Annotated in this window: 18 protein-coding genes and 1 pseudogene; 13 read left to right on the top strand and 6 right to left on the bottom strand. The window is 72.9% G+C overall.

What is annotated here, in order from left to right; genetic code table 11:
* Positions 1 to 269 precede the first annotated feature (269 nt).
* From OG295_RS37640 to OG295_RS37630, 3 genes are all read right to left on the bottom strand, one after another.
* Complete coding sequence (locus OG295_RS37640; protein WP_331737953.1) at positions 270 to 1,007, bottom strand: VOC family protein; 738 nt, start codon at positions 1,005 to 1,007, stop codon at positions 270 to 272.
* A 250-nt stretch (positions 1,008 to 1,257) separates the two neighbouring features.
* Positions 1,258 to 2,898 carry an alpha/beta fold hydrolase gene (locus OG295_RS37635; RefSeq protein WP_331737951.1) on the bottom strand — a complete coding sequence of 547 codons (1,641 nt, stop codon included), beginning with the start codon at positions 2,896 to 2,898 and terminating at the stop codon, positions 1,258 to 1,260.
* A gap of 302 nt (positions 2,899 to 3,200) precedes the next feature.
* Positions 3,201 to 3,443, bottom strand: coding sequence for a hypothetical protein (locus OG295_RS37630; protein WP_371681459.1), 243 nt, complete (start codon positions 3,441 to 3,443; stop codon positions 3,201 to 3,203).
* A gap of 118 nt (positions 3,444 to 3,561) precedes the next feature.
* On the opposite strand from OG295_RS37630, the gene OG295_RS37625 reads away from it, so the two are divergent.
* From OG295_RS37625 to OG295_RS37595, 7 genes are all read left to right on the top strand, one after another.
* Positions 3,562 to 5,712 (top strand): hypothetical protein, encoded by a 2,151-nt coding sequence (locus tag OG295_RS37625; RefSeq protein ID WP_331737950.1) that lies wholly within the window; start codon positions 3,562 to 3,564, stop codon positions 5,710 to 5,712.
* Positions 5,713 to 6,185: 473 nt separating this feature from the next.
* A complete protein-coding gene (locus OG295_RS37620; RefSeq protein ID WP_331737949.1) occupies positions 6,186 to 6,872 on the top strand; it encodes a 2OG-Fe dioxygenase family protein in 687 nt (228 codons plus the stop codon).
* Between the two features lie 5 nt (positions 6,873 to 6,877).
* A complete protein-coding gene (locus OG295_RS37615) occupies positions 6,878 to 7,714 on the top strand; it encodes a methyltransferase domain-containing protein (RefSeq protein WP_331737948.1) in 837 nt (278 codons plus the stop codon).
* Positions 7,711 to 9,141 carry an alanine racemase gene (locus OG295_RS37610; RefSeq protein ID WP_331737945.1) on the top strand — a complete coding sequence of 477 codons (1,431 nt, stop codon included), beginning with the start codon at positions 7,711 to 7,713 and terminating at the stop codon, positions 9,139 to 9,141. Before OG295_RS37615 ends, OG295_RS37610 begins: the two co-directional genes overlap by 4 nt.
* Positions 9,141 to 10,460, top strand: coding sequence for an MFS transporter (locus OG295_RS37605; RefSeq protein WP_331737941.1), 1,320 nt, complete (start codon positions 9,141 to 9,143; stop codon positions 10,458 to 10,460). The genes OG295_RS37610 and OG295_RS37605 overlap by 1 nt, the downstream gene beginning before the upstream one ends.
* Positions 10,457 to 11,734, top strand: coding sequence for an ATP-grasp domain-containing protein (locus OG295_RS37600; RefSeq protein ID WP_331737939.1), 1,278 nt, complete (start codon positions 10,457 to 10,459; stop codon positions 11,732 to 11,734). Before OG295_RS37605 ends, OG295_RS37600 begins: the two co-directional genes overlap by 4 nt.
* Complete coding sequence (locus tag OG295_RS37595; RefSeq protein ID WP_331737937.1) at positions 11,731 to 12,870, top strand: GNAT family N-acetyltransferase; 1,140 nt, start codon at positions 11,731 to 11,733, stop codon at positions 12,868 to 12,870. The genes OG295_RS37600 and OG295_RS37595 overlap by 4 nt, the downstream gene beginning before the upstream one ends.
* Positions 12,871 to 13,143: 273 nt before the next feature.
* Here OG295_RS37595 and OG295_RS37590 read toward each other — a convergent pair whose 3' ends face one another.
* Positions 13,144 to 13,497 (bottom strand): hypothetical protein, encoded by a 354-nt coding sequence (locus OG295_RS37590; protein ID WP_331737936.1) that lies wholly within the window; start codon positions 13,495 to 13,497, stop codon positions 13,144 to 13,146.
* Between the two features lie 475 nt (positions 13,498 to 13,972).
* On the opposite strand from OG295_RS37590, the gene OG295_RS37585 reads away from it, so the two are divergent.
* From OG295_RS37585 to OG295_RS37560, 6 genes are all read left to right on the top strand, one after another.
* Positions 13,973 to 14,899, top strand: a complete 927-nt coding sequence (locus tag OG295_RS37585) for a CAP domain-containing protein (RefSeq protein WP_331737933.1) — start codon at positions 13,973 to 13,975, stop codon at positions 14,897 to 14,899.
* A gap of 220 nt (positions 14,900 to 15,119) precedes the next feature.
* Positions 15,120 to 15,692, top strand: a complete 573-nt coding sequence (locus OG295_RS37580) for a hypothetical protein (RefSeq protein WP_331737930.1) — start codon at positions 15,120 to 15,122, stop codon at positions 15,690 to 15,692.
* Between the two features lie 392 nt (positions 15,693 to 16,084).
* A complete protein-coding gene (locus tag OG295_RS37575; RefSeq protein WP_331737927.1) occupies positions 16,085 to 16,903 on the top strand; it encodes a thioredoxin family protein in 819 nt (272 codons plus the stop codon).
* Positions 16,904 to 16,911: 8 nt separating this feature from the next.
* Positions 16,912 to 17,559: a hypothetical protein gene (locus OG295_RS37570; RefSeq protein ID WP_266846344.1), complete on the top strand. Its 648-nt coding sequence runs from the start codon at positions 16,912 to 16,914 to the stop codon at positions 17,557 to 17,559.
* A 38-nt stretch (positions 17,560 to 17,597) separates the two neighbouring features.
* Positions 17,598 to 18,326, top strand: a complete 729-nt coding sequence (locus OG295_RS37565) for a response regulator transcription factor (protein WP_266846343.1) — start codon at positions 17,598 to 17,600, stop codon at positions 18,324 to 18,326.
* Complete coding sequence (locus OG295_RS37560) at positions 18,323 to 19,711, top strand: HAMP domain-containing sensor histidine kinase (protein WP_331737919.1); 1,389 nt, start codon at positions 18,323 to 18,325, stop codon at positions 19,709 to 19,711. The genes OG295_RS37565 and OG295_RS37560 overlap by 4 nt, the downstream gene beginning before the upstream one ends.
* A gap of 238 nt (positions 19,712 to 19,949) precedes the next feature.
* On the opposite strand, the pseudogene OG295_RS37555 reads toward OG295_RS37560, so the two are convergent.
* Both OG295_RS37555 and OG295_RS37550 read right to left on the bottom strand, forming a co-directional pair.
* Positions 19,950 to 20,926 (bottom strand): annotated as a pseudogene (locus OG295_RS37555) (IS630 family transposase).
* A 159-nt stretch (positions 20,927 to 21,085) separates the two neighbouring features.
* Complete coding sequence (locus OG295_RS37550) at positions 21,086 to 22,018, bottom strand: hypothetical protein (RefSeq protein WP_371681458.1); 933 nt, start codon at positions 22,016 to 22,018, stop codon at positions 21,086 to 21,088.
* Between the last annotated feature and the right edge of the window lie 224 nt (positions 22,019 to 22,242).

Below are 22,242 nucleotides of genomic sequence, written 5' to 3'. Positions count from 1 at the left end.
GCTGGCCTTTGAGGCCGGACCACCTCGGCCGCCATGTCCTCCACCCGCTGCCGCACGGTCGTCAGCACACGAGCCAGCGCGTGGCGCCGCCGTAGGCGCCGTAGCCGTGCGGGCACCGCCGACGGCTACGGCCCGCTCGCGTCCTTCCTGCCCCCGAGGACGAGCGCTGGCTCACCAGGCACGCCATCCCCATCCATCTCCGGCGGCACGGGCTGACGCCACGCGGTCTTCGCGGCTGACCCGACCCCGGCCGGAGTGGTTGCTCCAGGTCAGCGAGGGGTGAGGAGGCAGAACTCGTTGCCTTCCGGGTCGGCCAGAACCGTCCAGGAGATTGCGGACTGGTCGATGCCGGGGTCGGTGGCGCCCAGGGCGCGCAGTCGGGCTTCCTCTGCGGCCAGGTCGTCACCGGGGTAGGGGCAGACGTCGAGGTGGACGCGGTTCCACCCGCTCTTGGTGTCGGGAGTGCGGAGGAACTCCAGGTAGGGCCCGACGCCCTTGGCGGAGCGCATGGTCGCCTGGTCGTCGGTGACCCCGTGCAGCGTCCAGTCCATGGCCTCGTCCCAGAAGCGGGCCATCGCTCGTGGGTCGGTGCAGTCGACCACCACCGCGGCGATCGGCCCGGTGTCCTGGTAGATCGGGCGGGGCTCCAGGACACAGAACTCGTTGCCTTCCGGGTCGGCCATGACCGTCCAGGGGACGTCGCCCTGCCCCACGTCGGCGAGCGTCGCGCCGAGATCCTTCAAGCGCGCGACCAACGCCGCCTGATGGGCGGCCGAGGTGGTGGCCAGATCAAGGTGCACGCGGTTCTTGCCCGTTTTGGGTTCCGGGCGGGAGATGATGTCGATGCAGACGGCCACGGGGTCGGGGTAGGCGAAGCCCACGGGTTCGAGGTTGGTCACGCCGGGTCCCTCGCTGTCGACACCCCAACCGAGTGCCTCCGCCCAGAACCGGCCGAGCGCGGTGTCGTCGTGCGCCTTCATATTGATCTGTACGAGTCGTGTTGCCATGGCGCAGATCCTAGAAGCTGCCACGGCCCGGGCCGCCGCAATTGGTGATGTGCTCCATCAGGTACTGACCATGGTCGCCATCGTCGAGACCGTGCAAGCCCTTGTGAACGAAGGCGAAGCCCGACCACGCCGCCCGCATCCGACCTGGCCGGCCCCCTGGCGCCGCGCCGCCGCACGTGCCCGGGGGTCGCGGCTGACTGTTCGAACGGGTCCAGCCGACTGCAGCGGGGCCTGGCGGCCGGGCCTGTCGTCAGCGGGCTCCGGCACCCTCCGGATCCGGGGTGGGCGGCGGGTTGTGGCAGGTCACGTCCTTCGCGGGCAGCCGTCCCGTCGACAGGTACGCGTTGACGGGTATGTTGGCGCAGGCCGTGGGGTTGGAGAGATACACACCATGCCCCTCACCCCCCAGCGCCAGCACCATCCGCGACCCCTTGAGCGCCTGGTGCAGCCCCTGGCCGGTACCGAGCGGAGTCATCGGATCCCACTCGTTCTGCACGGTCAGGACATCGGCCCGGGTCTTCATGGGCGTGGCGGGCTCCAGCGGCCGCTGCCAGAAGGCGCACGGTTTGATGTTCGAGGCGAAGTCCCCGTACAGCGGGTGCTTCACCTTGTCCCGCGCCGCGTCCCGCGCGTACTGCTCCGGATCGCGGGGCCAGCTGTCCGTGTCCCCGCACACCACGGCCCAGTACACGGCGGTGGCGTTGCTGGCGGGAATGGCGTCCGGACCCTCCGACGCCCCTCCCGCGTCGGCGTCCGGGCCGGCGGCCCGGACGCCGCCGAGCGGTGACCGCGTTCCGGGCCCCTTCCTGTCGGCGCCCTTCCCGCTCGCGCCCGGAGCGGAGCCACCCGGAGCCATGCCTCCCGCAGCGTTGCCACCCGGCGGCTGGGGCGCCTTGTCGGCCGATGCCTTGATGGACTTGACGACGACCGAGGCACCGTGGGGATCGAAGAAGAGCGACGGGTCGGCCCTGATGTCGTCACCCGTCACCTTCTCCCCGTAGTGGATGATCGGGTCCCGGTCGGCCCGCGCCACCAGCGCCCAGAAGGTGGCCGAGACCGCCTCGGGCGTGGCGCCGAGCCCATACGTGTCCGAGCGCTCCGCGGCCCACCGCGTCCACCGCTCGAAGGCGGGCTCCGCTCCGGTCCCCCACGCCTGGATCATGCCGCGCCAGACGCGCCCCGGGTCCACGCCGCTGTCCAGGACGAACCGGTCGGTGCGCTCCGGGAACATCTGGGAGTACACCGCGCCGAGGTACGTCCCGTAGGAGTAGCCCAGGTACGAGACCGTCCGCTCCCCGAGTGCGGCGCGGATGACGTCCATGTCGCGCGCCGTGTTGCGGGTGGTGATGTACGGAATCACATCGCCCGACTTCTCACGGCACTTGTCGGCGATTCCGCGCGCCCAGGACACGTCCGAGGCGAAGGTCTCGGGCCGGTACGCCCCGCCGACGCCCACCTCCGCTTCGCTCAGATCACCACAGCCGATGGGGCTGCTCTCGCCGAGGCCGCGCGGGTCGAAGCCGACGAGGTCGTAGCGGTCGCGGACGTCCTTGGGCATCTCGGCATTCGTCCGTATCGGCCGGGAGAGCCCCGGGGTCCCGGGGCCGCCGGGGTTGAGGAGGAGGACGCCACGCCGCTTGGCGGGGTTCTCGCTCTTCATCCGGGATATGGCGAGGTTCAGGGTGCGCCCTTCGGGACGCCGGTAGTCGAGCGGCACCTTGAGGGTGGCGCACTCGTACGCCGCCGGCCGATCGGGGCTGCAGCGGTGCCAGGCCGGCGTCTGTCGCAGGTACGCGGGGACCGGGGCGGCGGAAGCCGATGGCGCCGCCAGCCCGGGAAGAGCGGCGGCGAGGAGTCCGGCGGTGGCGAGCAGCGGTGCGAGACGTTTCATACGCGTGGTGCCGTTTCTTCGTCAGGTGAAATCGCTTGCTCCTCCACAGTGTTGGACGAGCGGGTCGGACCGGATCCCTCCCAAGAGTGATCTTCTGTCCCCCACGCGTATCACCTGAAATCCGGACAGGTGGCCGAGACTCATCCCCAAGATCTGCGTTTCGTGGAGCCAGGCCACCGGGTGGCGGCGGCCCGCGCCGTCCTCGATGCTCTGCTTGAGGTGGTCGGCGAGCAGGAGGAGCCAGTCACCGATCGAGGACTGGGGGATCCCGATGTCTGCTTCATGGACACGGTCGGTTGCCCCTACAGGTAGAACGGGACGGTCGCCAGGACGACGAATCCGTACGGGCCGGCGGGCCCACGGCGCAGGACGACGCGGGCGGCACGGACGTCGACGGGTTCCCGCCCGGCGAGCAGCATCGCCTCCAGCTGCACCCGGCCGACGGGCTCCGCACGGGACGGCCAGGCGGCTTCGAGGGCGAGGCGGCCCCGCGTCCCCTGCCGGCCGGGTTGGCCTGACCGCTGCGGACGGAACCATGGGTCCACGGAGCCGAGGACGTACGCCTTGCCGTCGGGTTCCGCTGGCTCGTGGGCTGAGTACCTGGTTGGCCCCGGTGGCCCGGGTGGCCAGGTCTTGTCAGAGACGGCTGGCACGATGCTGCGCATGGATCTCGCACGCGCGCTCGACGGCCTGGACGCCCGGCCATGGTCTTCCCTCTCCCACGCCTACGGCAGTGCGGAGGACGTTCCCCCTCTGCTGCGGGCTCTGACCGGCACCGACGCGGACGCGGCGGAGGAGGCCCTGTCCGAGCTGTACGGGAGCCTCCTGCACCAGGGGACGGTCTACGCCGCCAGCGCGGAGGCGGTGCCGTTCCTGGCCGAAATCGCGGCGGCCGGCCACCGCACGGTGGACGTCCTGGCGTTGCTGGGCGGCATGGCCGAGAGCGACGACGAGTACCGCGTGGTACCGGGCGCGGTCCGGGCGGCCGTCGCCGACCAGCTCCCGTTGCTGCTGCCCCTGTTGGCCTCTGCGGAGCCGGAGGTCCGCCGGACCGCGGCCTGGGTGGTGTCCCACACCCGCGAGTCCGAGACCGCGCTCCCCGCGCTCCGCGCCCGCTGGGACCAGGAACCCGAATCCGCCGCCCGCGCGGAGGTCCTGGCCGGGATCACCCGGCTCGACCCGCAGGGCGGAGCGGCGGCAGCCGCCGCCGTCCTGGACCCGTCCCAGCCCGCCGAGGTGCGCATGGCCGCCCTCTTCGCCTCCCTTGACGCCGGCGCTCCGTGGACGGAGCCCATGCACACGACGATGCTGTCCCTTCTGCCGGCCGACCCCCTGCGCTCCGATCTCGACCTCGAACGCGGTGAGCCGCTGGCCGCCGTCATCGAGGCACTCCTGGGCCGGGACCGCCGCAAGGAGCGCAAGGCGGCGTTCGCACTGATCGACGCGGCCCTGCACGACGATCGGGCCGAGGTGCGGGCCGAAGGCCTCTGGGCGGCCGACCGCGTCTGCACGCTCTCTCGCAGCGCCCCGCGGCGACTGGTGTGGAACCTGCGAGCGGCGGCCGTCGACGAGGAGTCGGTGCTTGCCGTGTCGTCCCTCCTGGGCCGGTTGGGCAGCGTCGCCGCACCAGCCGCGGAGATCCTCGCCCCCCTCGCCCGACGGAACCCGCACCACGACGACGACCATGCGGACCGGGCCCTGGCCGCGCTCGTACTCGTCGCGCCCGCACAGTCGGCCCCGCTCCTGGCCGCCGGACTCGGGCGGCGCCCCCGGGCCCTCGACGCCGCCGCCGGGTTCCGCAGCGCGGGGGACTCCGCCTTCCCGTACGACGGAGAACTCCTCGACGCGGTCCGCCACCGCCTCACCCAGCCCGAGGTCCTGAGCGGCAACGAACCCTCGCAGCTGACGAACCTGCTGGCGGGGTGGGGTGCCGCGGCAGCGCCGGCGTTGCCCGAGCTGTGCGCGGCGCTCCCACACTTTCCCGGCCAGGCCGCCCGAGCCATTGCTTCCCTCGCCGCCCATTGCACCCCGACGGACCGCAACCGGGCCGCCGCCTCGTTGCGGGCGGTGACGGCCGAGCAGGGAGTCCTCCCCGCGGCGAAGGCCCTGTACGACCTCGACGGCGAGATCGCGCCGCTCCTGCACTGCCTCGAACAGGACCTCCGACGTGGCGCCAACCAGCTCAGGGAGGCCACCACGACGGCGGCTGCGCTCGGTCCCCGGGCAGCGGCGCTCGTGCCTGCCCTCCGCGAGGTGCTCGACGGCTCGACCTCCGACACCACGCCCGCGCTGGATACGGACACGGCCCTCGCTGAGGCTTTGTGGCGTGTCGCGGGGGACGCGGACCGGGTGGTCGCCGTTCTGGACTCGGTCTTCGCGCGCGCCGAACAGAACCCCTGGTCCCGGTGGTCGGTGGTGCGGGCCGCCCGCGCGACCGCCCTCCTCGGCCCCGCGGGACGGCCGCTCGTCGCTCGCCTGGAATCCGCCCTCGGCGATCCGGCACAGGCGCCGGCCGCAGTGCTGGCCCTCACGGCCGTAGCCGAACCCGCCTCGCTGGACCGCACCTCGCTCGCTGAGGCCGCCTTGCGGTCGGCCGAATCGGACGCCGATCCGACGAGCGCCTGCGACGCCCTGGAAGCACTCGGCCCCGACGCATTGACCAGCGACCACGTGCGCCGACTCGCCGATCTCGCCGACGGCGACGCCCGGGTGATCCGCTCGGGAGTCGAAGATCGCATCATCCGCCAGGACGAAGCCCTCCGGAACCGCGCCAGGGCACTCCTCACCGCCTGCACGGCTCCTGCGTCACCTTGACCTGCCCCAGCGGCCGGTTGTCGGCGGGTGACCGCGTTCGTGTGCGGTGGTTGTTGACTGCTCCGGGCGGCTGTACGGGTTGGTGCTGGAGGTGGTCGTCCGTTAAGGCTGCTCGGTTTCTGTTGGCATCCTCCCCACCCGCGCCGCGTCCCTCACCGACCCGAAGGCCACCGTACGGGCCAACCGCAACACCCCGCGCTGTCCGGACACCTGAATGGTCGTCGGATTTCAGCCATGAAGGCTGGTATCATTCAGGCCACGACTGCCCCGTGGCCACGTCCGGGTGCCCGCTGTCGCGCGACCCTCCCATACCGCTTGGTATGCGGCTTGTCCACCCGACAAGTTGTCTAGTTCCACCGGCGTTCATGCCAAGATCATGATCTTGTCGGTGTGTCGTACACCTGCCTAGCCTGCACAGCGTTGCTTCGAAGCCCGGAGAACACACTTCCGGGCTCCTGACGTTGGGGGTTGACATGAGTCTGGGCGACAAGGGCTACGCGGTCATAGACACGCCGCCGCTGGACGAGCACAGCCTGGCCGAGTTCGAGAAGCTGCCGCTCGACCCGTACACCGGCTCGACGCAGAGGTACCGGCGCTTCTCCCAGTTCCGCCTGGTCCACGAAGACCAGTGGAAGCTGGAACTGCTGCCGCACCGTCACTTCGCGCAGCCGCGCCAGTACAACGACCTCGTCGGCGGCCAGATGCGCACGCTGGAACCGCTGACCACCGATCCCACCCCGCTCATCGCGGCCGGCGCCGAAGCGCTGGGCCTCGACAAGAACACCGCCTGGCAGCTGAACATCCACCAGTGCCGCGTCGTCTCCACCCCCGAGGTCGACGGCGTCGCCGCACCGGAGGGACCGCACCGGGACGGCCACCAGTACGGCATCGTCGCCGTCACCCGCCGCCACAACATCTCCGGCGGCGAGACCCAGCTCATGCCCCTCGGCGGCGGCGAGCCCTTCTTCCGCACCACCCTCCAGGACGGCCAGGCCATCGCCTTCGACGACCGCCTGATGTTCCACCACGTCACCGACATCGAGCACCTCACCGACGAGGGCGGCCACCGCGACGTGTGGCTCGTCGCGGTGAACACCTGGGACAACCGGCGCTACGGCGAGGAGTACGAGGCCGAGGTCCGCGCGAGCAGGGAGGTCTGAGCACGATGTCCCGAACCCTGCCCCCCACCGCGCCGGCCACGTCCGCCGGCACCGCCGCACCCGCGGGCCACGCCCCCGTCTACGACCGGATCGGCGTCGGCTACTCCTCCGTACGCCGCCCCGACCACCGCTGGGCCGCGCAGATCGAGGCCTCGCTCGGCGACGCCCGCACGGTGCTCAACCTCGGCGCCGGAACCGGTGCCTACGAGCCCGAGGGCCGCACGCTCGTCGCGGTCGAACCGTCCCTGCGCATGCGGGCCCAGCGCGGCCCGCTCGCGGCGCCGTGCGTCGTCGCGAGCGCCGAACGGCTGCCCTTCGACGACCAGAGCTTCGACGCCGTCATGGCCGTCCTCACCGTCCACCACTGGACGGACCTGGAAGCCGGGATCGCCGAACTCCAGCGCGTCGCCCGCCGCTTCTCCCTCGTCACCTACGACATGAACGTGCAGCGGAACTTCTGGTTCACCCGCGACTACGTCCCGGAGATCGCCGAGGCGGAGTGCTCCCGCGTGCCCTCCCTCGAACGCCTCACCAAGCTCCTCGGCCCCTGCGACGTGGCGGAACTCCCCGTCTGGCACGACTTCACCGACGGATTCATGACCGCCTTCTGGCGCCGACCCGAGGCCTACCTCGACCCCGCCACGCGCCGCGCCTGCTCCGCCTTCGCCCTCACCGACGAGCAGGCCGTCGACCGGGGCGTCACCCGCCTGCGCGACGACCTCGCCTCGGGCCGATGGCACCGCCGCTACGCAGACCTCGCCACCCGCGACCACATCGACGCCGGCTTCCGCCTGCTCACCGGCGAGTCCGTCCACGCCGCGCGGACGGAGGCGTCCGCATGAGCCGTCCCCGGCCGGACACGAACACGGACACGAACAACACGGACACGGAAACGGACAAGAAGACGAACACGGACCCCGGCACGGGACCCGGCTGGGACCCCGCACGGCTGGCCGACGTCGCGCAGCGCCACGGCACCCCCGTGCACGTCCTCGACGCCGGACGCCTGGACCGCGCCACCGCCCACCTGCTGGAGGTGCTCGGCGGGCTCGGCAGGCCCGCCCGCGCCTACTACTCGGTGAAGACCAACTACCTGCCCTACCTCATGAGGCGGCTCGCCACCCACGGCCTCGGCGCGGACGTCGTCTCCGGGTACGAGATGGAGGCCGCGCTGGCCGCCGGCTTCGACCCCGCCGCGATGGTGTTCAACGGCCCCGTGAAGACGGACGACGAACTGGCCGCCGCCGTACGGCACGGCGTACGCGTCAACATCGACGGCGAGCAGGAGATCGACGCGCTGGAGGCCGTCGCCGCCCGCACCGGGCGCCCCATCGAGGTCGGCATCCGGATTTCCCCGGGCCTGCCCGTCTCCACCTCCGCCGACCCCAGCTACCGGGCCCAGGCCGAACGCGCCGCCGCCCGCACCCGCTTCGGCTGGCCCGCCGGATCACCGCAGCTCGCCGCCCTGGTGGACCGGATCGAAGCGTCCCCGCACCTGGCCCTGCGGGCCGTCCACGCCCACCTCAGCAGCCAGATCGTCCATGAGGACCTGATGCTGACGGCACTGGACCGGGTCCTGGACGAAGCCGCGAAGCTGCACGCCCGGTTCGGCCTCACCGAGGTCAACATCGGCGGCGGGTTCGGCGTACCCGGCATCCGGCGCCCCCGCACCGGCCCGCAGAGCGCGCTGGCAGCCCTGCGCGGGGAGGACCCCTTCCCGGAGGAGGAGCCCTTCCTCGACATCGCCCGGCTGCTGCCGGAACTGGACGAACGGATGCGGCTGCGCGGCCTCGACGGGGTGGCACTCGCCTGCGAGCCCGGCCGCTGGCTGGTCTCGGACGTCATGGCCATGGTCACGCGGGTGATGTCGCGCAAGGAACTCCCCGAAGCCCGCTGGCTGATCCTCGACGCAGGCAACCACGTCACCCCGTGGAGCGGCACCGGCGAGGTCCACCGCCTCACCCCGATCGGCAGGCAGTACTCGGCCGCGAACAGCACCTGGTCGGTGGCCGGACCGCTGTGCTACGAGAACGACGTGCACGCCGCCGCCACGGAGCTGCCCGACGACGTACGGGCCGGGGACCTCCTGTGCCTGCACGACACGGGCGCCTACTCGCTCGGCCGCAGCAACAATTTCATACGGACCCGGGCCGCCGTCGTCGCGGTCGACGGGGACGCCGAACAGCTGGTCTGGCGGGCCGAGACCGGCACGGACGTCTTCGCCCTGGCCGACCCGGCCGGCCCGGCCCCGACGCCCGGTACCCCGTAATGGTCAAGGCCTACCTGGAGCTCCTGAGGCTTCCGGGCGCGAGCGCGGCGGCGGTGCCCGCCGCGCTCGCGCGCCTGGCCGGGACCATGGTCCCCATCGCCCTGCTGCTCGCCTGCGTCCAGTCCGGACGCTCCCTCGCGGCCGGGGCCGCCGCCGGCGCGGCCTACGCCGTCGGCAGCGCGGTCGGGGGACCCTTCACCGGCCGGCTGATGGACCGGGCCGGCCCGAGCCGCGTCCTGCGGGTCTCCGGCCCCCTCGCGGGCCTCGCCCTGGCGGCGGCCGCCCTGACCGCGGCCGGCACCCCGGCCGCAGTGGTGCCCACAGCCTGCGCGGCCGGGCTGGCCACGGCCCCCGTCGGGGCGTCGATGCGAGCCCTGTGGCCGTCCCTCACCGAGGACGCGGCCCTGAGGCAGCGGGCCTACTCCTTCGAGGCCACGCTCAGCGAACTGCTCTTCATCCTCGGCCCGACCGCCGTCACCGTCCTCGCCACCCTCACCGGTGCCCGCGGCGCACTGCTGGTGACCGCCGTCCTGCTGGGCGCCGGAGGCCTCGTGTACGGGCAGGCACCCGCCGTACGGGGGCGCGCGGGCCGGACCGCGACGACCCCCGACGCCGCGGACCCGACGCAGGCGGAACCGGAACCGGCACCCGTCCGGGCCGCCGCCACCGCCGTCCTCGTGGCGATCGCCCTGACGGCGGCACTGTCCAGCGGACTCGTGGTCGCGGTCACCGCCTCCCTGCAGGACCAGGGCTCGGCACCCGAACTCGCCGGCACCCTCGTCGCCCTCCAGTCGGCGGGCAGCGTGGTCGGCGGCCTCCTCTACGGCGCGCGCACCTTCGGGGGCACGACGTACGGGCGCTACCTCCGCCTGCTGATCGTGCTGACCCTGGCGCTGGCGGCCCTGCCCGCCGTACGCGCCCTCGCGCCCGGCCTCCCGGCGGGCGGGGCACTGGTACTGCTCGGGGTCCTGCTCGTGCTCAGCGGGCTCCCCATGGCCCCGGCCGGCGCCGAGGAGTTCCAGCTCATCGGGGAGATGACCGCGCAGGGCCGGGCCACCCAGGCCTTCGCGGGCGTCGGCAGCTTCATCGCCCTCGGCGGTGCGGCCGGCTCCGCCCTCACGGGCCTGGTCGCGGACCGGGCCGGCCCCGGCGCGGCGCTGTGCATGCCCGCCGCCTTCACCCTGGCCGCCCTCCTGCTGAGCCTGGCCGCCCGCCGGGCCATCACCCGGGCCGTGTCCCCGGTCCCGTCCCCCACCCCCGCCGCCGAGGCGGACCCCACCCCGGCCCCGACCCCCGACCCTGGAGGAAACCAGACATGAACACCGCACCCGGCGTGATCGCCGTCGTCGAGAGCCAGCTGTCCAACTTCGGCCTCACCCCGCTGCGCGCGGCCCATGAGCTAGGCTTCCACACCGTCCTGGTGAGCAACGACCCGGACCGCTACCGGGTGGTCGGGATCGCCGAGGAGATCTTCTCCCGGCACGTGGACGAGATCGTGCGCACCGACACCAACTCGGCCGACGCCGTCGTCGCCGCCCTCCTGCCCTTCCACGAACAGGGCCTGCTGCGCGGCGTGATGACCGTCACCGACTACAACATCCCGATCGTCGCCGAAGTCGCCGCGCACTTCGGCCTGCCCGGCCTGTCCCCGCAGGCCGCCCGCAACTGCCGGGACAAGCTGCTGATGCGCCAGGCCTGCGAGCGGGCGGGCGTCGCCGTGCCCGGCTTCCACCAGGCCACCGCCGAAGAAGACGCGCTGGCCGCCGCCGAACGGTTCGGTTACCCGGTCGTGGTCAAGCCCATGACCGAATCCGCCAGCATCGGCGTCACCCTGTGCCGGACGCCGGAGGAGGTCGGCGCCGCCTACCGGGACATCAGCTCCTCCCCGACCGACTTCCGCGGCCAGCCCCGCCGCCCCGGAGCACTCGTGGAGGAGTACCTCCTCGGCTTCGAGGTGAGCGTCGAGTCCGTCCTGGCCGACGGCGAGCGCCGGTTCCTCGGCGTCACCGACAAGGCCCTCGGCGCGCACCCGCACTTCGTGGAGATGGGCGACACCTTCCCCTCGATGCTCTCGGAACCCGTCCGCGCCGAGTGCACCGAACTGGCCCGCCGGGCACTGGAGGCCGTCGGCCACGACTTCGGCGCCGCACACGTCGAGGTGAAGATGACGGAGAAGGGCCCGTACGTCGTCGAGGTCAACGGCCGCATGCCCGGCGCGGAGATCACCCAGCTCATCCGCGAGGCGACCGGCCTCTACCTCCAGCGCGAGGTCGTCCGGCTGCACGCCGGCCTCGCCGCCGACCTCACCACCACCCACGACCGCGCCGCCGCCTCCCGCTACCTCTCCGCCCGCCAGGCCGGCACGCTCACCGGGATCGGCGGCGCCGACCTGGCCCGCCGGGTCCCCGGCGTGGTCGACGTCGACCTCGAGGTCCACCCCGGCGACCCGGTACGGCCCGCCGAGAGCAACCTCGACCTCCTCGGCTACGTCGTGGCCGTCGGCGACACCACCGGCGACGCGGTCCGCCGCGCCGAGGCGGCCCTGGGCCAGCTCACCCCCGTCATCGCCCCCGCGACGGGCGACGGCCGGTGACCGCCGCACCCGGGCCCCGCGTGCGCGTCCACCGCGCCCTGCGCGACACCGACCCGCAGCGGTGGGACGCCCTGCTCGGCCCCCGCGGCTTCTACGCCGCCTCCCCCTGGCTGCGGCACGCCGAGGCCACCGCGGGCGGCGCCCCGTACTACCTCACGGCCCACGAGGACGACGGACCCGCCACCGGCGTCCTGCCCGCGTACCCGCTGGACCACGACACGCCGTACGTCTTCTGCAGCCCGGCCAGGGTCGTGGACACCGTCCACCGCACCCTGACCGGCGAGGAGGCCCCCTGGGCCGCCGGGCTGCTGCCCGCCCTGGCGTGCGGGGGCCGCAACCCCTCCCACACCAAGGCCGGGACCGCCCCCGCCCCCGACGGCGGACGCGCCACCCTCACGGCCCTGGTGCACCGGGCCGAGGAGGAGGCCCGGGAGGCCGGGCTGCGGGCGGTGTCCTTCCTGTACGTAGACGAGGACGACCACCTGCTGCGGGGCGTGCTCACGGAACGCGGGTACACGGCACTGCCGGGCCAGACGGCGTACTCCCTGCCGGTCCCGGAGGACGGCTCCTTCGACAGCTACCTGGCCCGCTTCGACCGGTCACGCCGTACGAAGATCAGGCGCGAACTCCGCGCCCTGGACGAGGCCGGGGTCACCTACCGGACGCAGCCGCTCACCCCGGCCCTGATCGAGCAGCTCGCCCCCCTGGAGCTCGCCCTCTACGCCAAGTACGGCACCCCCGCGAACGCGGACGCCTTCACCGCCGTCCTGCACAGCGTCGCCCGCCACGCCGGCGAGGCCGCCCGGGTCACCACCGCGCACCTCGACGGGAACCCGGCCGGGTTCGCCCTCACCTTCACCCACCGCGGCGAGATGTACGCCCGCCAGGCCGGGTTCGACTACGAGGCACAGGGCAGGCTGCCGCTCTACTTCGGGCTCGTCTACTACGAGCTGCTGCGGACGGCGATGGCCGAGGGGCTCACGCACATCCACTACTCCACCGGCTCGGACCGGGCGAAACTGCTGCGCGGCTGCGTACCGCGCCGCCAGATCGCCTACGTCAAGGCCCGCCACCCTCGGGAGGCCGAACCCCTGGCCCGCCTGGCCACCCACCCCGAAGCCACCATCCCCGCCTGACCCCCTGGTCGGCCGCACCCTCCGCGGGAGGCCGACGACCCGCCATCGTGGAGCGGGTACCGGTGCTGACCCGCCGGCACGGTCAGCGGGCCGAGCAGCCGCGGCCGATGCCGGCCGCGGTAGGTCTCGCGCTCGCGGGCCGTGCCGGCGCCCGCCCGACCGGTGTCCTCGGAGCGCCGGTCAGGCGCAGCACGGTCCTGCGACGGTGACGACACCAGCCACGCCGGGATCATCGCACCCGGCCGGAATGCCCGGTCAGCAGGCCTTCCCGCCTCAGCGGAACTCGTGGACCACCTGGATCTCGCCGACGATGTGGGCATTGAACTCGTCCAGTTCCTCGGCCGGAACCCAGAGCTCCAGGATCGTCTGCCCGCCGGCCTGCTGGACGGGATACCGGCTCAAGAACCCCGACTCGACCTCGAAACGAGTGACGAAGCCGGCGCCGTCGTGCTTGACGTTCCAGTCCCGCGCGATCCTGACCGCGTAGTCCTCGTTGAGGACCGGGTAGAAGATCGGCTGCTCGGGCAGGCGGGGCGGCCAGGCACGCCAGTTCAGCTCCCGAACCAGATCCAGCTCCTTGGGGCCGGTGGGGCGCCACAGGGTCGTCGTTGCTTGCCGGCCGGTCATCTGCGTCGCTCTCTGAACGTAGGCCGCCGGTGCGGCGGGTCGGGAGACCGGACGATACCCGCACCGCGAACTCGGCAACTACGCAGTTTCCGCAGCCAGGACACCGGGCCTGTCGTGACGGCACCCCGGTCTCGGACCAGAGGAAGGCCACCCGGGCAGGCACGGCTCTGGGCCGGCAGTGCGGTCACCGGTCACATGTGCTCCCCGGAGTGCTGCGTACGCCCACCACCCTGCCGGTCCCCACCGCCCGTGGTCAGCCGAGCCACGGCCCCGTACCGCGGGCACCTGACGGACGTCACCGTGAACGTGATGGGGGCGGCCGGAGTTGGGTGCAATGTCCCCGATCGTCCCTGTGTCGATCCTGCGGGCTTCCTTAGGGCAACCTGAAGAAGCCCCTCCACGGCGCAATGCGCCCTGGTCACCTGCCTAGGCTCGGCCGTACTTCCCGTCCCCTCTCCAGTGAGGTGTTACCGGCATGAGCCGCAGCCGAACCCCCGCGACCCCGTCCCGAACCGAGGCCCGCCGGAAGAAGGCGACGCGTACGCGCATCGTCCTGTCCGTCACCGCGGCCGCCGCGGTGGTGGCGGTCGGGGTCGCTGTGGCCGACTCGGGCGGTGGTGACCGCACGGACCGGCAGGCAGTCGGAGCCGCGTCCGACGCGGGGTCGTCGAAGGCGGCGACGGACACCGCCGGTACGGCCCCGGCCGGGAGCGCCGGAGCCTCCGCCTCTGCCTCGGCGAGTGCGAGCGCGAGTCCGAGCGCGAGCGCGTCTGCGAGTGCCGGCGCCGGCCCGTCCGGGGCGCCCGACTCCGGCGCGAACGGATCGGCCGCACCCGACGACGACGCCACGCGGCCCGACAGCGCGCCGGACACCTCGGGCGTCGACCGGCCCGGCAAGCCGGCCCAGGGCACCACCTCCACGAAGGGCACCGGCTCCGGCGGCTCCTCCGGCGGCTCCTCCGGCGGCTCCGGATCGGGCTCCGGTTCTGGTTCCGGATCGGGCTCCGGCACGGTCAACGGGGACGCCGAGTCCGCCGTGCTCGCCCTCGTCAACAAGGAGCGCGCCACCGCCGGCTGCGGCCCCCTGACGACCAACGCGAAGCTGAGCGCGGCTGCGCGTGCGTACAGCGACACGATGGCCCGTAGCGGCGTCATGTCGCACACCGGGCCCGACGGGTCCACCATGACGAGCCGGGTGGAGGCGGCCGGCTACAAGTGGTCCGGCCTCGGCGAGAACATAGCCCGCGGACAGAGCGACGCCGCCGCCGTCATGTCGGCCTGGATGAACAGCTCCGGCCACCGCGCCAACATCCTCAACTGCTCCTTCAAGGAGATCGGAATCGGCGTCCACAAGGGCGACGGCGGCCCCTGGTGGACCCAGGACTTCGGCACCGCGAGGTAACTCCCTCCCGCCGCTCTCCACAAGCCCCCCACAAGCGGCCCCCGCGCACCTGCCCGCAGGTCCGCGGAAGGCCACGTCCCCCTGGCCCGGCGGCCAGGGGGACGTCCGCGTTCACCCGGAGCGCCCCGGAGCGCCCCGGAGCGCCCCGGAGCGTGACCGGTGCCAGGATGGCGGAGGCACCGGTTCACGCCCACCGGCTCCCGTCGGCCACTATGGGCCCGTGCCCCGAACTCCGCGCTACCTGCTCATATGGCTGTCGTGCACGGCCGCCAGCGTGACCGCCGTGCTCGCCACGGTCCAGTTCGTGGTCGGGTCGACCAGCCACAAGCCCCCCGTGGCGCGTTCCGCCCCGGTCGTCATCGACACGCCCCCCGCCTGGCAGGCGGGCAGCCCCGGACCCGAACAGGCCTCCCCGACCGCGAGTGCCTCCACCAGCCCCTCGCCGACCGTGGTGCAGCGGCCCTCGTCGGCGGCCCCCTCTCCCAGCCCCACCCCCGCCAAGGCCTCCCCGGAGGCCCCCCGGACCAGCGCGCCCCGGTCGGGCGTCGACTGCGAACAGGGTGGGGCGGGTCTGCACACCGTCCCCTCACAGGGCGGCAAGGTCACGGTCCGGTACGGGAGCCGGGGCGTGTGCCTGATCTCCGCGGTTCCCGGCCTGGGCTTCCGGACGACCACCTCGCAGGCCTCCGACGACACCCTCACCGTCACCTTCAGCGGCGACGACCACCGGTCGGTGATCACTGCCACGATCAACCCGTCGGCCAAGGCGAGCGTCCACGAGAGTTCCTTCTGACGGCACGACAGGCTGCCCGCTTGCCCGCTTGCCCGCTTGCCCGCCTGCCCGCCTGACGACCCGGCTGCCCGGCTGGCTGGCCGCCCGGCTGCCCGGCCGCCCGGTCCGTTCCGCTCGGTGCCCCGTCGGTACAGGCCGGTTCGCGACCTCGTGCCCCCTCGGGCCGGGTCGAGGTGAAGCGGAAGGTGAGCAGTTCCTTAGGGCAACCTCAAGATCGCGCCGAGCCGGTTCCACGGGCCCCCGCCGGCCCTATGCTCACGTCAGCCGAGCGGCCGTAGGCACCGGGGGGACGAGCCCCGTGCAGCGGCGGCCCCGGTTTCACCGAGCCGGGACACGCCGCGCCCGTCCCGCCGTCCGAACCTGCCTTGGGGGTCTTCGCCATGAGCTCTCGCATGCTCCGATCCGTCCGTTCCGGACGCCGCACGGCGCCCTCCCGTCCGTACCTCGCCCGGCGCCTTCCGGTGGTCGCCGCCGCCGTGGTCGTGGCCGGGCTGGCCACCGCGTGCGGGCCCTCCGCCACCCCCGTCGGGTCCGCCCGGCCGGCCGGCGCCGGGGAGCCGGCGCCGGCGCTCTCCACGGGCCGGACGACACCGGGCGCGTCCCCCGGGGTGTCGGCCACCACCTCGGTTCCGCCATCCGCATCCGCATCCGCCTCCGCGTCCGTCCCGGCATCAGCGCCCGCCACCGCCGGCTCGTCATCCGGCACCGCCGGCAACGGCGGCAGCAGTACGACCGGCTCCGGATCGGGGTCCGGTTCCAGTTCTGGTTCCGGCAGCGCCAAGCCTGCTTCCGCCACCCCCGCGCCGGCCCCGGCCAGAGTCCCCGGCCCCGGCTACGACGGTTCGGCCGACGCACACGCACTGATCGACGCGGCCCTGCGCTCGGCGAAGTCCGACGGCCGGATGCTCCTGCTCGACTTCGGGGCCAACTGGTGCGGGAACTGCAAGGCCGCCGACAAGGTGTTCGCCCAGCCGACGACCTCGGGGCTCCTCGCGGACGACTACCACCTCGTCAAGGTCGACATCGGCGCCAACAACTCCGCCAACTCCGCGCTGCTGCACAAGTACAGCCCCTCGGGCGGGACCTACACGATGCCCGTGCTGGTGGTCGTCTCGCCATCCGGCACCGTACGGGTCGACACCCATGTCACGGGGAACCCGGCCCTGACGGCGGACGGCATCGACTCCTTCCTGCGCAAGTGGGCCCCGTGAGAAGGCCGGTGCGCACGGCCGCCGCCCTCCCGGTCGGCGCCGGCCTGTCGGTGGCGGCGGCCCTGCTGCTGATCGGCACGGTGACGGACGGCTCCGGCTCCGACACCGGAGCCGCCTCAGCCTCCACCCCCTCCACCGCTGCGGCCGCCCGCACCGCCGCCGTCACGTCCGCTTCCGGAGCCGCGGCCGACGGACCCCCGCCCACGGCACGTTTCTCCGAGAACGGAGTCACCGTCACGCTCTCCGTCTCCGCCTGGCAGCCCTCGAAGGGCACCGGCACCCTCACCGCGGTCTTCGCGCCCGAGGCCGCCGGATTCCACCTCTACAGCACCGCCCTCCCACCCACCGGCGTCGAGGGCGTCGGCCGGCCGACCGCGGTGGCCGTCACCGGCGCCCTCGCGGCGGAAGGCCCGCTCACGGCGGCGCAACCCGTGCGGCCGATCCGGGTCCCGGGGGTCGACTCCCCGGTTCCCGTGTACCCCGACGGACCGGTCACCACCACCCTCCCCATCCGCGCGTCCGGCAGCGGAGGCGGCGCGACGGTGCTGATCGGCTACGCGAGTTGCAGCACGCGGGACGGCTGCACCATCCCGGTGTCGGACCGCCCCGTGCGGGTCCGCGTCACCAACGGGGGTCCGGCCTTCGTCACGCCCTGACCGCGTCCACCACCGGAACCAGCCTCTAAGGTGTCCGCATGCCGAGCGTCCTGGTCGTGGAAGACGACCCCAGCATCCGCCAGTCACTGATAGAAGTCCTGGCCGAGCAGGGGTATGCCGTGCGCAGCGCCGCCGACGGCTTCGGTGCGCTGCGCGAGGTCACGCAGGCGCCCGTGGACGCGGTGGTCCTCGACCTCGGACTGCCCGACCTGGACGGAGGCGATGCCCTGCGCATGATCCGAGGCATCTCCTCCGTACCGGTGCTCGTGGCCACCGCCCGCGACGACGAGTCCGAGATCATCAACATCCTGAACGCGGGCGCGGACGACTACCTCGTCAAACCCTTCTCCGGGGGCCAGCTCCTCGCCCGCCTCTCCGCCGTCCTGCGCCGCACCGGCGGCGCGCCCCCCGCCTCCGTCGGCGCCACCCGCGGCGCGGTGCCCGCGCAGGCCGGGGAGCCCCTGCGGCCCACCGTCGTGGGCGAGCTGGCGGTGGACCCGGGAGCGCGTACCGTGCACCTGGCCGGACAGGAGCTGCGCCTGACCCGCCGTGAGTTCGACCTGCTGGCGTTCCTCGCGCACCACACCGGCCAGGTCGTCTCGAAACGCCGTCTGCTGACCGAGGTGTGGCGCGAGCCGTACGTGGACGATCAGACCGTCGACGTGCACCTGTCCTCCCTGCGCCGCAAGCTCGGCGAACGGGCGGCCGCCCCGCGCTACCTGCTGACCGTGCGCGGAGTCGGCATCAAACTGGTGGCACCGCGTTGAGGCGCTCCCTGGCCGGTGTGGCCCTCGCCGTGACCTCCATGGTCGCCCTGTCCTTCCTCATACCGCTGGCCGCCCTGGTGATGTCGCTGGTCAAGGAACAGGGTGTGACGGCGGCACAGCAACGCGGCGCCGCCCTGGCGCCGGTGCTCGCCCTGACCACGGATCCGGACGCCCTGCGGGAGGCCGCGGCGGGCCTGGACGCGGCGGACCACCTGGTCGTCCACCTGCCGGGGGCGGCCTCTCTGGGAGGGTCGAAGGCTCCCGCGGAACTGCTCGAACGGGCCCAGCGGGGGCGGGAGTCGATCTCGCAGGAGGTCCCCGGCGGGTGGGTCTGCCTGCAGCCGGTGGTGCTGCCGGGCGACAAGGTCGCCGTCATCGAGAACTTCGTGCCCGACGCGGAACTCACCCGGGGGGTGGCGCAGTCGTGGGCCGTGATGTGTTTCCTCGCCGTGGGGCTGATCACGGGCTCGGTGCTGGTCGCCGATCGGCTCGGGGCCAAGGTCGTCCGCTCCTCGAAGCGGCTCGCGCAGGCCTCGCGCGCGCTCGGGCTGGGGGACCTGGACGCCCGTGTCGAACCCATGGGTCCCCGGGAACTGCGTGACGCGGGCGTCGCGTTCAACGCGATGGCCCAGCGCATGAACGAACTGCTCGCCGTCGAACGCGAACTCGTCGCCGACCTCTCGCACCGGCTGCGCACCCCGCTGACCGCACTCCACCTGGCGTCGGAACGGATGGCGGGCACGCCGGAGTCGGCCAGGGTCGAGGCGGCCGTCTGCGAGCTGGAGAGCGAACTGCAGGCGATCATCGCCGCGGCACGCACTCCGCTCGCCGTCGGCCCCATGGCCCGGGGCCTGCTCGGTACGGAACGCCCCCCGGGACGCGGGACCGGTGCCGCGGCGGGCGCGGGCCCGCGCAGCGAGGCGGCCGAGGTCGTCCGGCGCCGGACCGCCTTCTGGGCGGTCCTCGCGGAGCAGCAGAACCGTTCGTGCTCCCTGGACATCACCCAGGAGCCCACGGCCGTCGGCCTCTCGGACGACGACGTCGCCGCCGTGGTGGACGCCCTCATCGGCAACGTCTTCCGCCACACCCCGGAGGGGACCGCGTTCGCCGTCGCCGTCGTACGCACGGCCCAGGCCGTGGAGCTGGTCGTCGAGGACGGCGGACCGGGTATCCCGGAACCGGACCGGGCGCTGTCCCGCGGAAGCAGCACCGGCTCCACAGGACTGGGCCTCGACATCGCGCGCCGGGCCGCGACCGCGACGGGCGGTACGGTACGCGTCACGCGCGGGCCGCTCGGAGGGGCGCACATCACCGTGACCCTCGCCCTGGCCGCCGCCGCCCGGTCGGGACACCGCACCCGCTTCGCCCGCCGCCGCAGACGCTGACCCCTCGTCGGGACCCCACCGCCCGCCGGGGTCCGGCGCCCCGGGCCCCGGCTCGACCGAGCCATGCGCTCACTCGGCCTCAGCGGCGGTGCGGTCCGCGGACGAAGCCCCGGAACCAGCGTCCCCCGCCGATGCCAGGGCCCCGGCAGTCGAAGTCGTCACATCCGACCGGCACAACGAGCAACCCGGCAGACCTTCCCGGTCACAGCACTAGTGTGATGCGCCGGAAATCTCAGGGTTAAGTCTGCGGCTGGTTGTTGGTGGCTGATGGGGTGATTTTGGTGAGGTAGTCGGCGAGGGACTTGAGGATCTCGTCGGCGCTCTTCGTCCAGGTGAAGGGTTTCGGGTCCTCGTTCCAGGTCTCGATCCAGGCCCGGATGTCATCTTCCCGTGCTTTCACCGAGGTGTGGACGCCGCGGCGGATGAGTTTGTCGGTGAGGAGACCGAACCACCGCTCGACCTGGTTGATCCAGGACGAGCCTGTGGGGGTGAAGTGGACGTGGAAGCGGGGGTGTTTGGCCGCGAGCGGTCCAGAGCCTGGATCTGGCTCTTCTCATCCACGCATAACACCACCGCCCGTTCCGGCGGATTGTGGTAGAGCCCGACGACGTCGACGACCTTGTCGACAAACTGCGGATCGGTGGACAGCTTGAAGGAATCCTGCAGGTGCGGCTTGAGATCGAACCGCTTCCAGATCCGGCCGACCGTCGATTTCGACAGCCCCGTGCGAGCAGCCATCGAGGCCCGTGACCAGTGGGTGTCCCGGCCCGGAGTGGACTCCAGCGTCGCCACGATCACGTCCTCGACCTGGCCGAGGAGAATCGAGGATGGCCGGCCCGGCCTGGGCTCATCGGCCAGACCGTCCAAACGGTCAGCGATGAAACGACCGCGCCAGCGATCCACGGTCGAGGTGTCGACACCAAGTTCGGCCGCGGCCTGCTTGTTCGTCCCGCCTTCCGCGCAACGAAGCACGATCCTCGCGCGAAGCGCCAGGTACTGGGCGGTCTTCGCGCGCCTGGCCCACCGGATCAGCTGGTCCCGTTCGGCCTCACTCAGAACCAGATCGGCCTTCGGCCGACCGATGCGCGCGGCATCCTCGAGCCCGGCCATCCCCTCAGCGGCGAATTTCCCACGCCATTTCCTCACCGTCGCGGCGGTCACGCCGGCCTCCACCGCCACCCGCGCGTTCGGCGCTCCGCCCGCACACGCCAGCACGATGCGCGCCCGCTCCGCGAACCGCGGCGCCACCGCCCCACTCGCCCAACGCGACAACTCCGCACGTTCCTCATCGGACAGGCGGACTTCAATGGCACGAGGACCCGGCGACATGGCAACAGGCTACAGACTTAACCCTGAGATTCCCGGCGCATCACACTAGCGGGCTATCCCGTAGATCTGCGCCGTCGGGGTGGGACGTGCGCGGGACAGCCTCACGGCCTTGCCGCGAGCCGCTTCGAACGCCGTGACCGGGTTCCCCGCACTGCGCCAGGGTTCGGCACCGCACCAGGGGCCGATCCGGCGGAACTGCTCCAGGGCGGGGGAGTACATCATCGACCGGAGCATGTAGTGCGCCAGCAGGTGGCGCAGGGCCGGCAGGCGCTCGTCGTCGGGCGCGACCTGGTCGAACGAAGCGGCGGTCCGCTTCAGCAGGTTCCTCGCCATGGGAGTGACGGGCAGCCCGGGAGGGAAGGGGCGGCCGTCGCGTTCGCTCAGCGCGTGCAGGTAGATCCCGGCGAGAGGGCTGCCGGCCGGGGCCTTGCGGATCGCCTGGCGGGCGAATCGCATCATCCGCCGGTTGCTGCCGAACCACTTGGCGCACCAGTACTGGAGGGCCTGCCAATGCCCCTCGTAGTGGTGGGGCGCGCGGGCGACGAGGCCCTCCCAGAGGGACTTGAACTCCTTGTGGCCGTACCGGGCTCCGCGGGCGGCGGTGACCATGACGACCCAGGGGCCCGGGTTCGCGGGGTCGAGCAGCGCGGCCTTGCGAGCCTCCTCGATCGCGGCCGGGAGCATGGCGCGGAAGCGCTCCATGTCCTGGTCCAGGACCGCGTGGGCGAAGGCGGTGCCTCGGATCTCCCAGGCCCGGTGAACCATGAGGCTTGCATGAAGGGTCGCCGCGTCGCAGTTGCCCGGCTCGGCGGCGCGCCAGGCATCGAGCCAGGAACTGTCCTTCCGGGCGACGTGCTGCAGGAGCTCCAGCCGGTCCCAGCGCGCGTCCCAGTCTTCTCCCGCGTCCCGGACGTACCGGTCGGCAGTCCGCCAGTCCCCTTGCCACGCGGCGTCGGCGATGTCCTGCCTCTCCTGCACTCGGTGCGCCGGAGGTGGGGGACCGGCGCGCCGGCTGTCGAGCGCCTCACGAGGCGGCAGGCCGTAAGTGGACGCCACGAAGCGCTTTTCGATCCATCGGGCGACACCGCCACGGGTGACGGAGCGTAGAAGCACGATGAGAAACACGCCGAGTGCAACGGCGAGGAAGATGGTCACGGCGGGGAATCATTCCCGAAGCGATCACCCTCCGCAATAGCCCAGGC

It is taken from the genome of Streptomyces sp. NBC_01276, assembly GCF_041435355.1.
Taxonomy (GTDB): Bacteria; Actinomycetota; Actinomycetes; order Streptomycetales; family Streptomycetaceae; genus Streptomyces.
The sequence above is the reverse complement of the archived record's forward strand: the minus strand, read 5'-3'. Positions and strand labels throughout refer to the sequence as shown.

What these genes read in the sequence shown, in the direction of transcription:
- OG295_RS37635 (WP_331737951.1), bottom strand. Translation starts at nt 2,898, where the DNA reads ATGAAACGTCTCGCACCGCTGCTCGCCACCGCCGGACTCCTCGCCGCC.
- OG295_RS37565 (WP_266846343.1), top strand. Translation starts at nt 17,598, where the DNA reads ATGCCGAGCGTCCTGGTCGTGGAAGACGACCCCAGCATCCGCCAGTCA.
- OG295_RS37620 (WP_331737949.1), top strand. Translation starts at nt 6,186, where the DNA reads ATGAGTCTGGGCGACAAGGGCTACGCGGTCATAGACACGCCGCCGCTG.
- OG295_RS37590 (WP_331737936.1), bottom strand. Translation starts at nt 13,497, where the DNA reads ATGACCGGCCGGCAAGCAACGACGACCCTGTGGCGCCCCACCGGCCCC.
- OG295_RS37625 (WP_331737950.1), top strand. Translation starts at nt 3,562, where the DNA reads ATGGATCTCGCACGCGCGCTCGACGGCCTGGACGCCCGGCCATGGTCT.
- OG295_RS37615 (WP_331737948.1), top strand. Translation starts at nt 6,878, where the DNA reads ATGTCCCGAACCCTGCCCCCCACCGCGCCGGCCACGTCCGCCGGCACC.
- OG295_RS37640 (WP_331737953.1), bottom strand. Translation starts at nt 1,007, where the DNA reads ATGGCAACACGACTCGTACAGATCAATATGAAGGCGCACGACGACACC.
- OG295_RS37605 (WP_331737941.1), top strand. Translation starts at nt 9,141, where the DNA reads ATGGTCAAGGCCTACCTGGAGCTCCTGAGGCTTCCGGGCGCGAGCGCG.
- OG295_RS37575 (WP_331737927.1), top strand. Translation starts at nt 16,085, where the DNA reads ATGCTCCGATCCGTCCGTTCCGGACGCCGCACGGCGCCCTCCCGTCCG.
- OG295_RS37585 (WP_331737933.1), top strand. Translation starts at nt 13,973, where the DNA reads ATGAGCCGCAGCCGAACCCCCGCGACCCCGTCCCGAACCGAGGCCCGC.
- OG295_RS37600 (WP_331737939.1), top strand. Translation starts at nt 10,457, where the DNA reads ATGAACACCGCACCCGGCGTGATCGCCGTCGTCGAGAGCCAGCTGTCC.
- OG295_RS37610 (WP_331737945.1), top strand. Translation starts at nt 7,711, where the DNA reads ATGAGCCGTCCCCGGCCGGACACGAACACGGACACGAACAACACGGAC.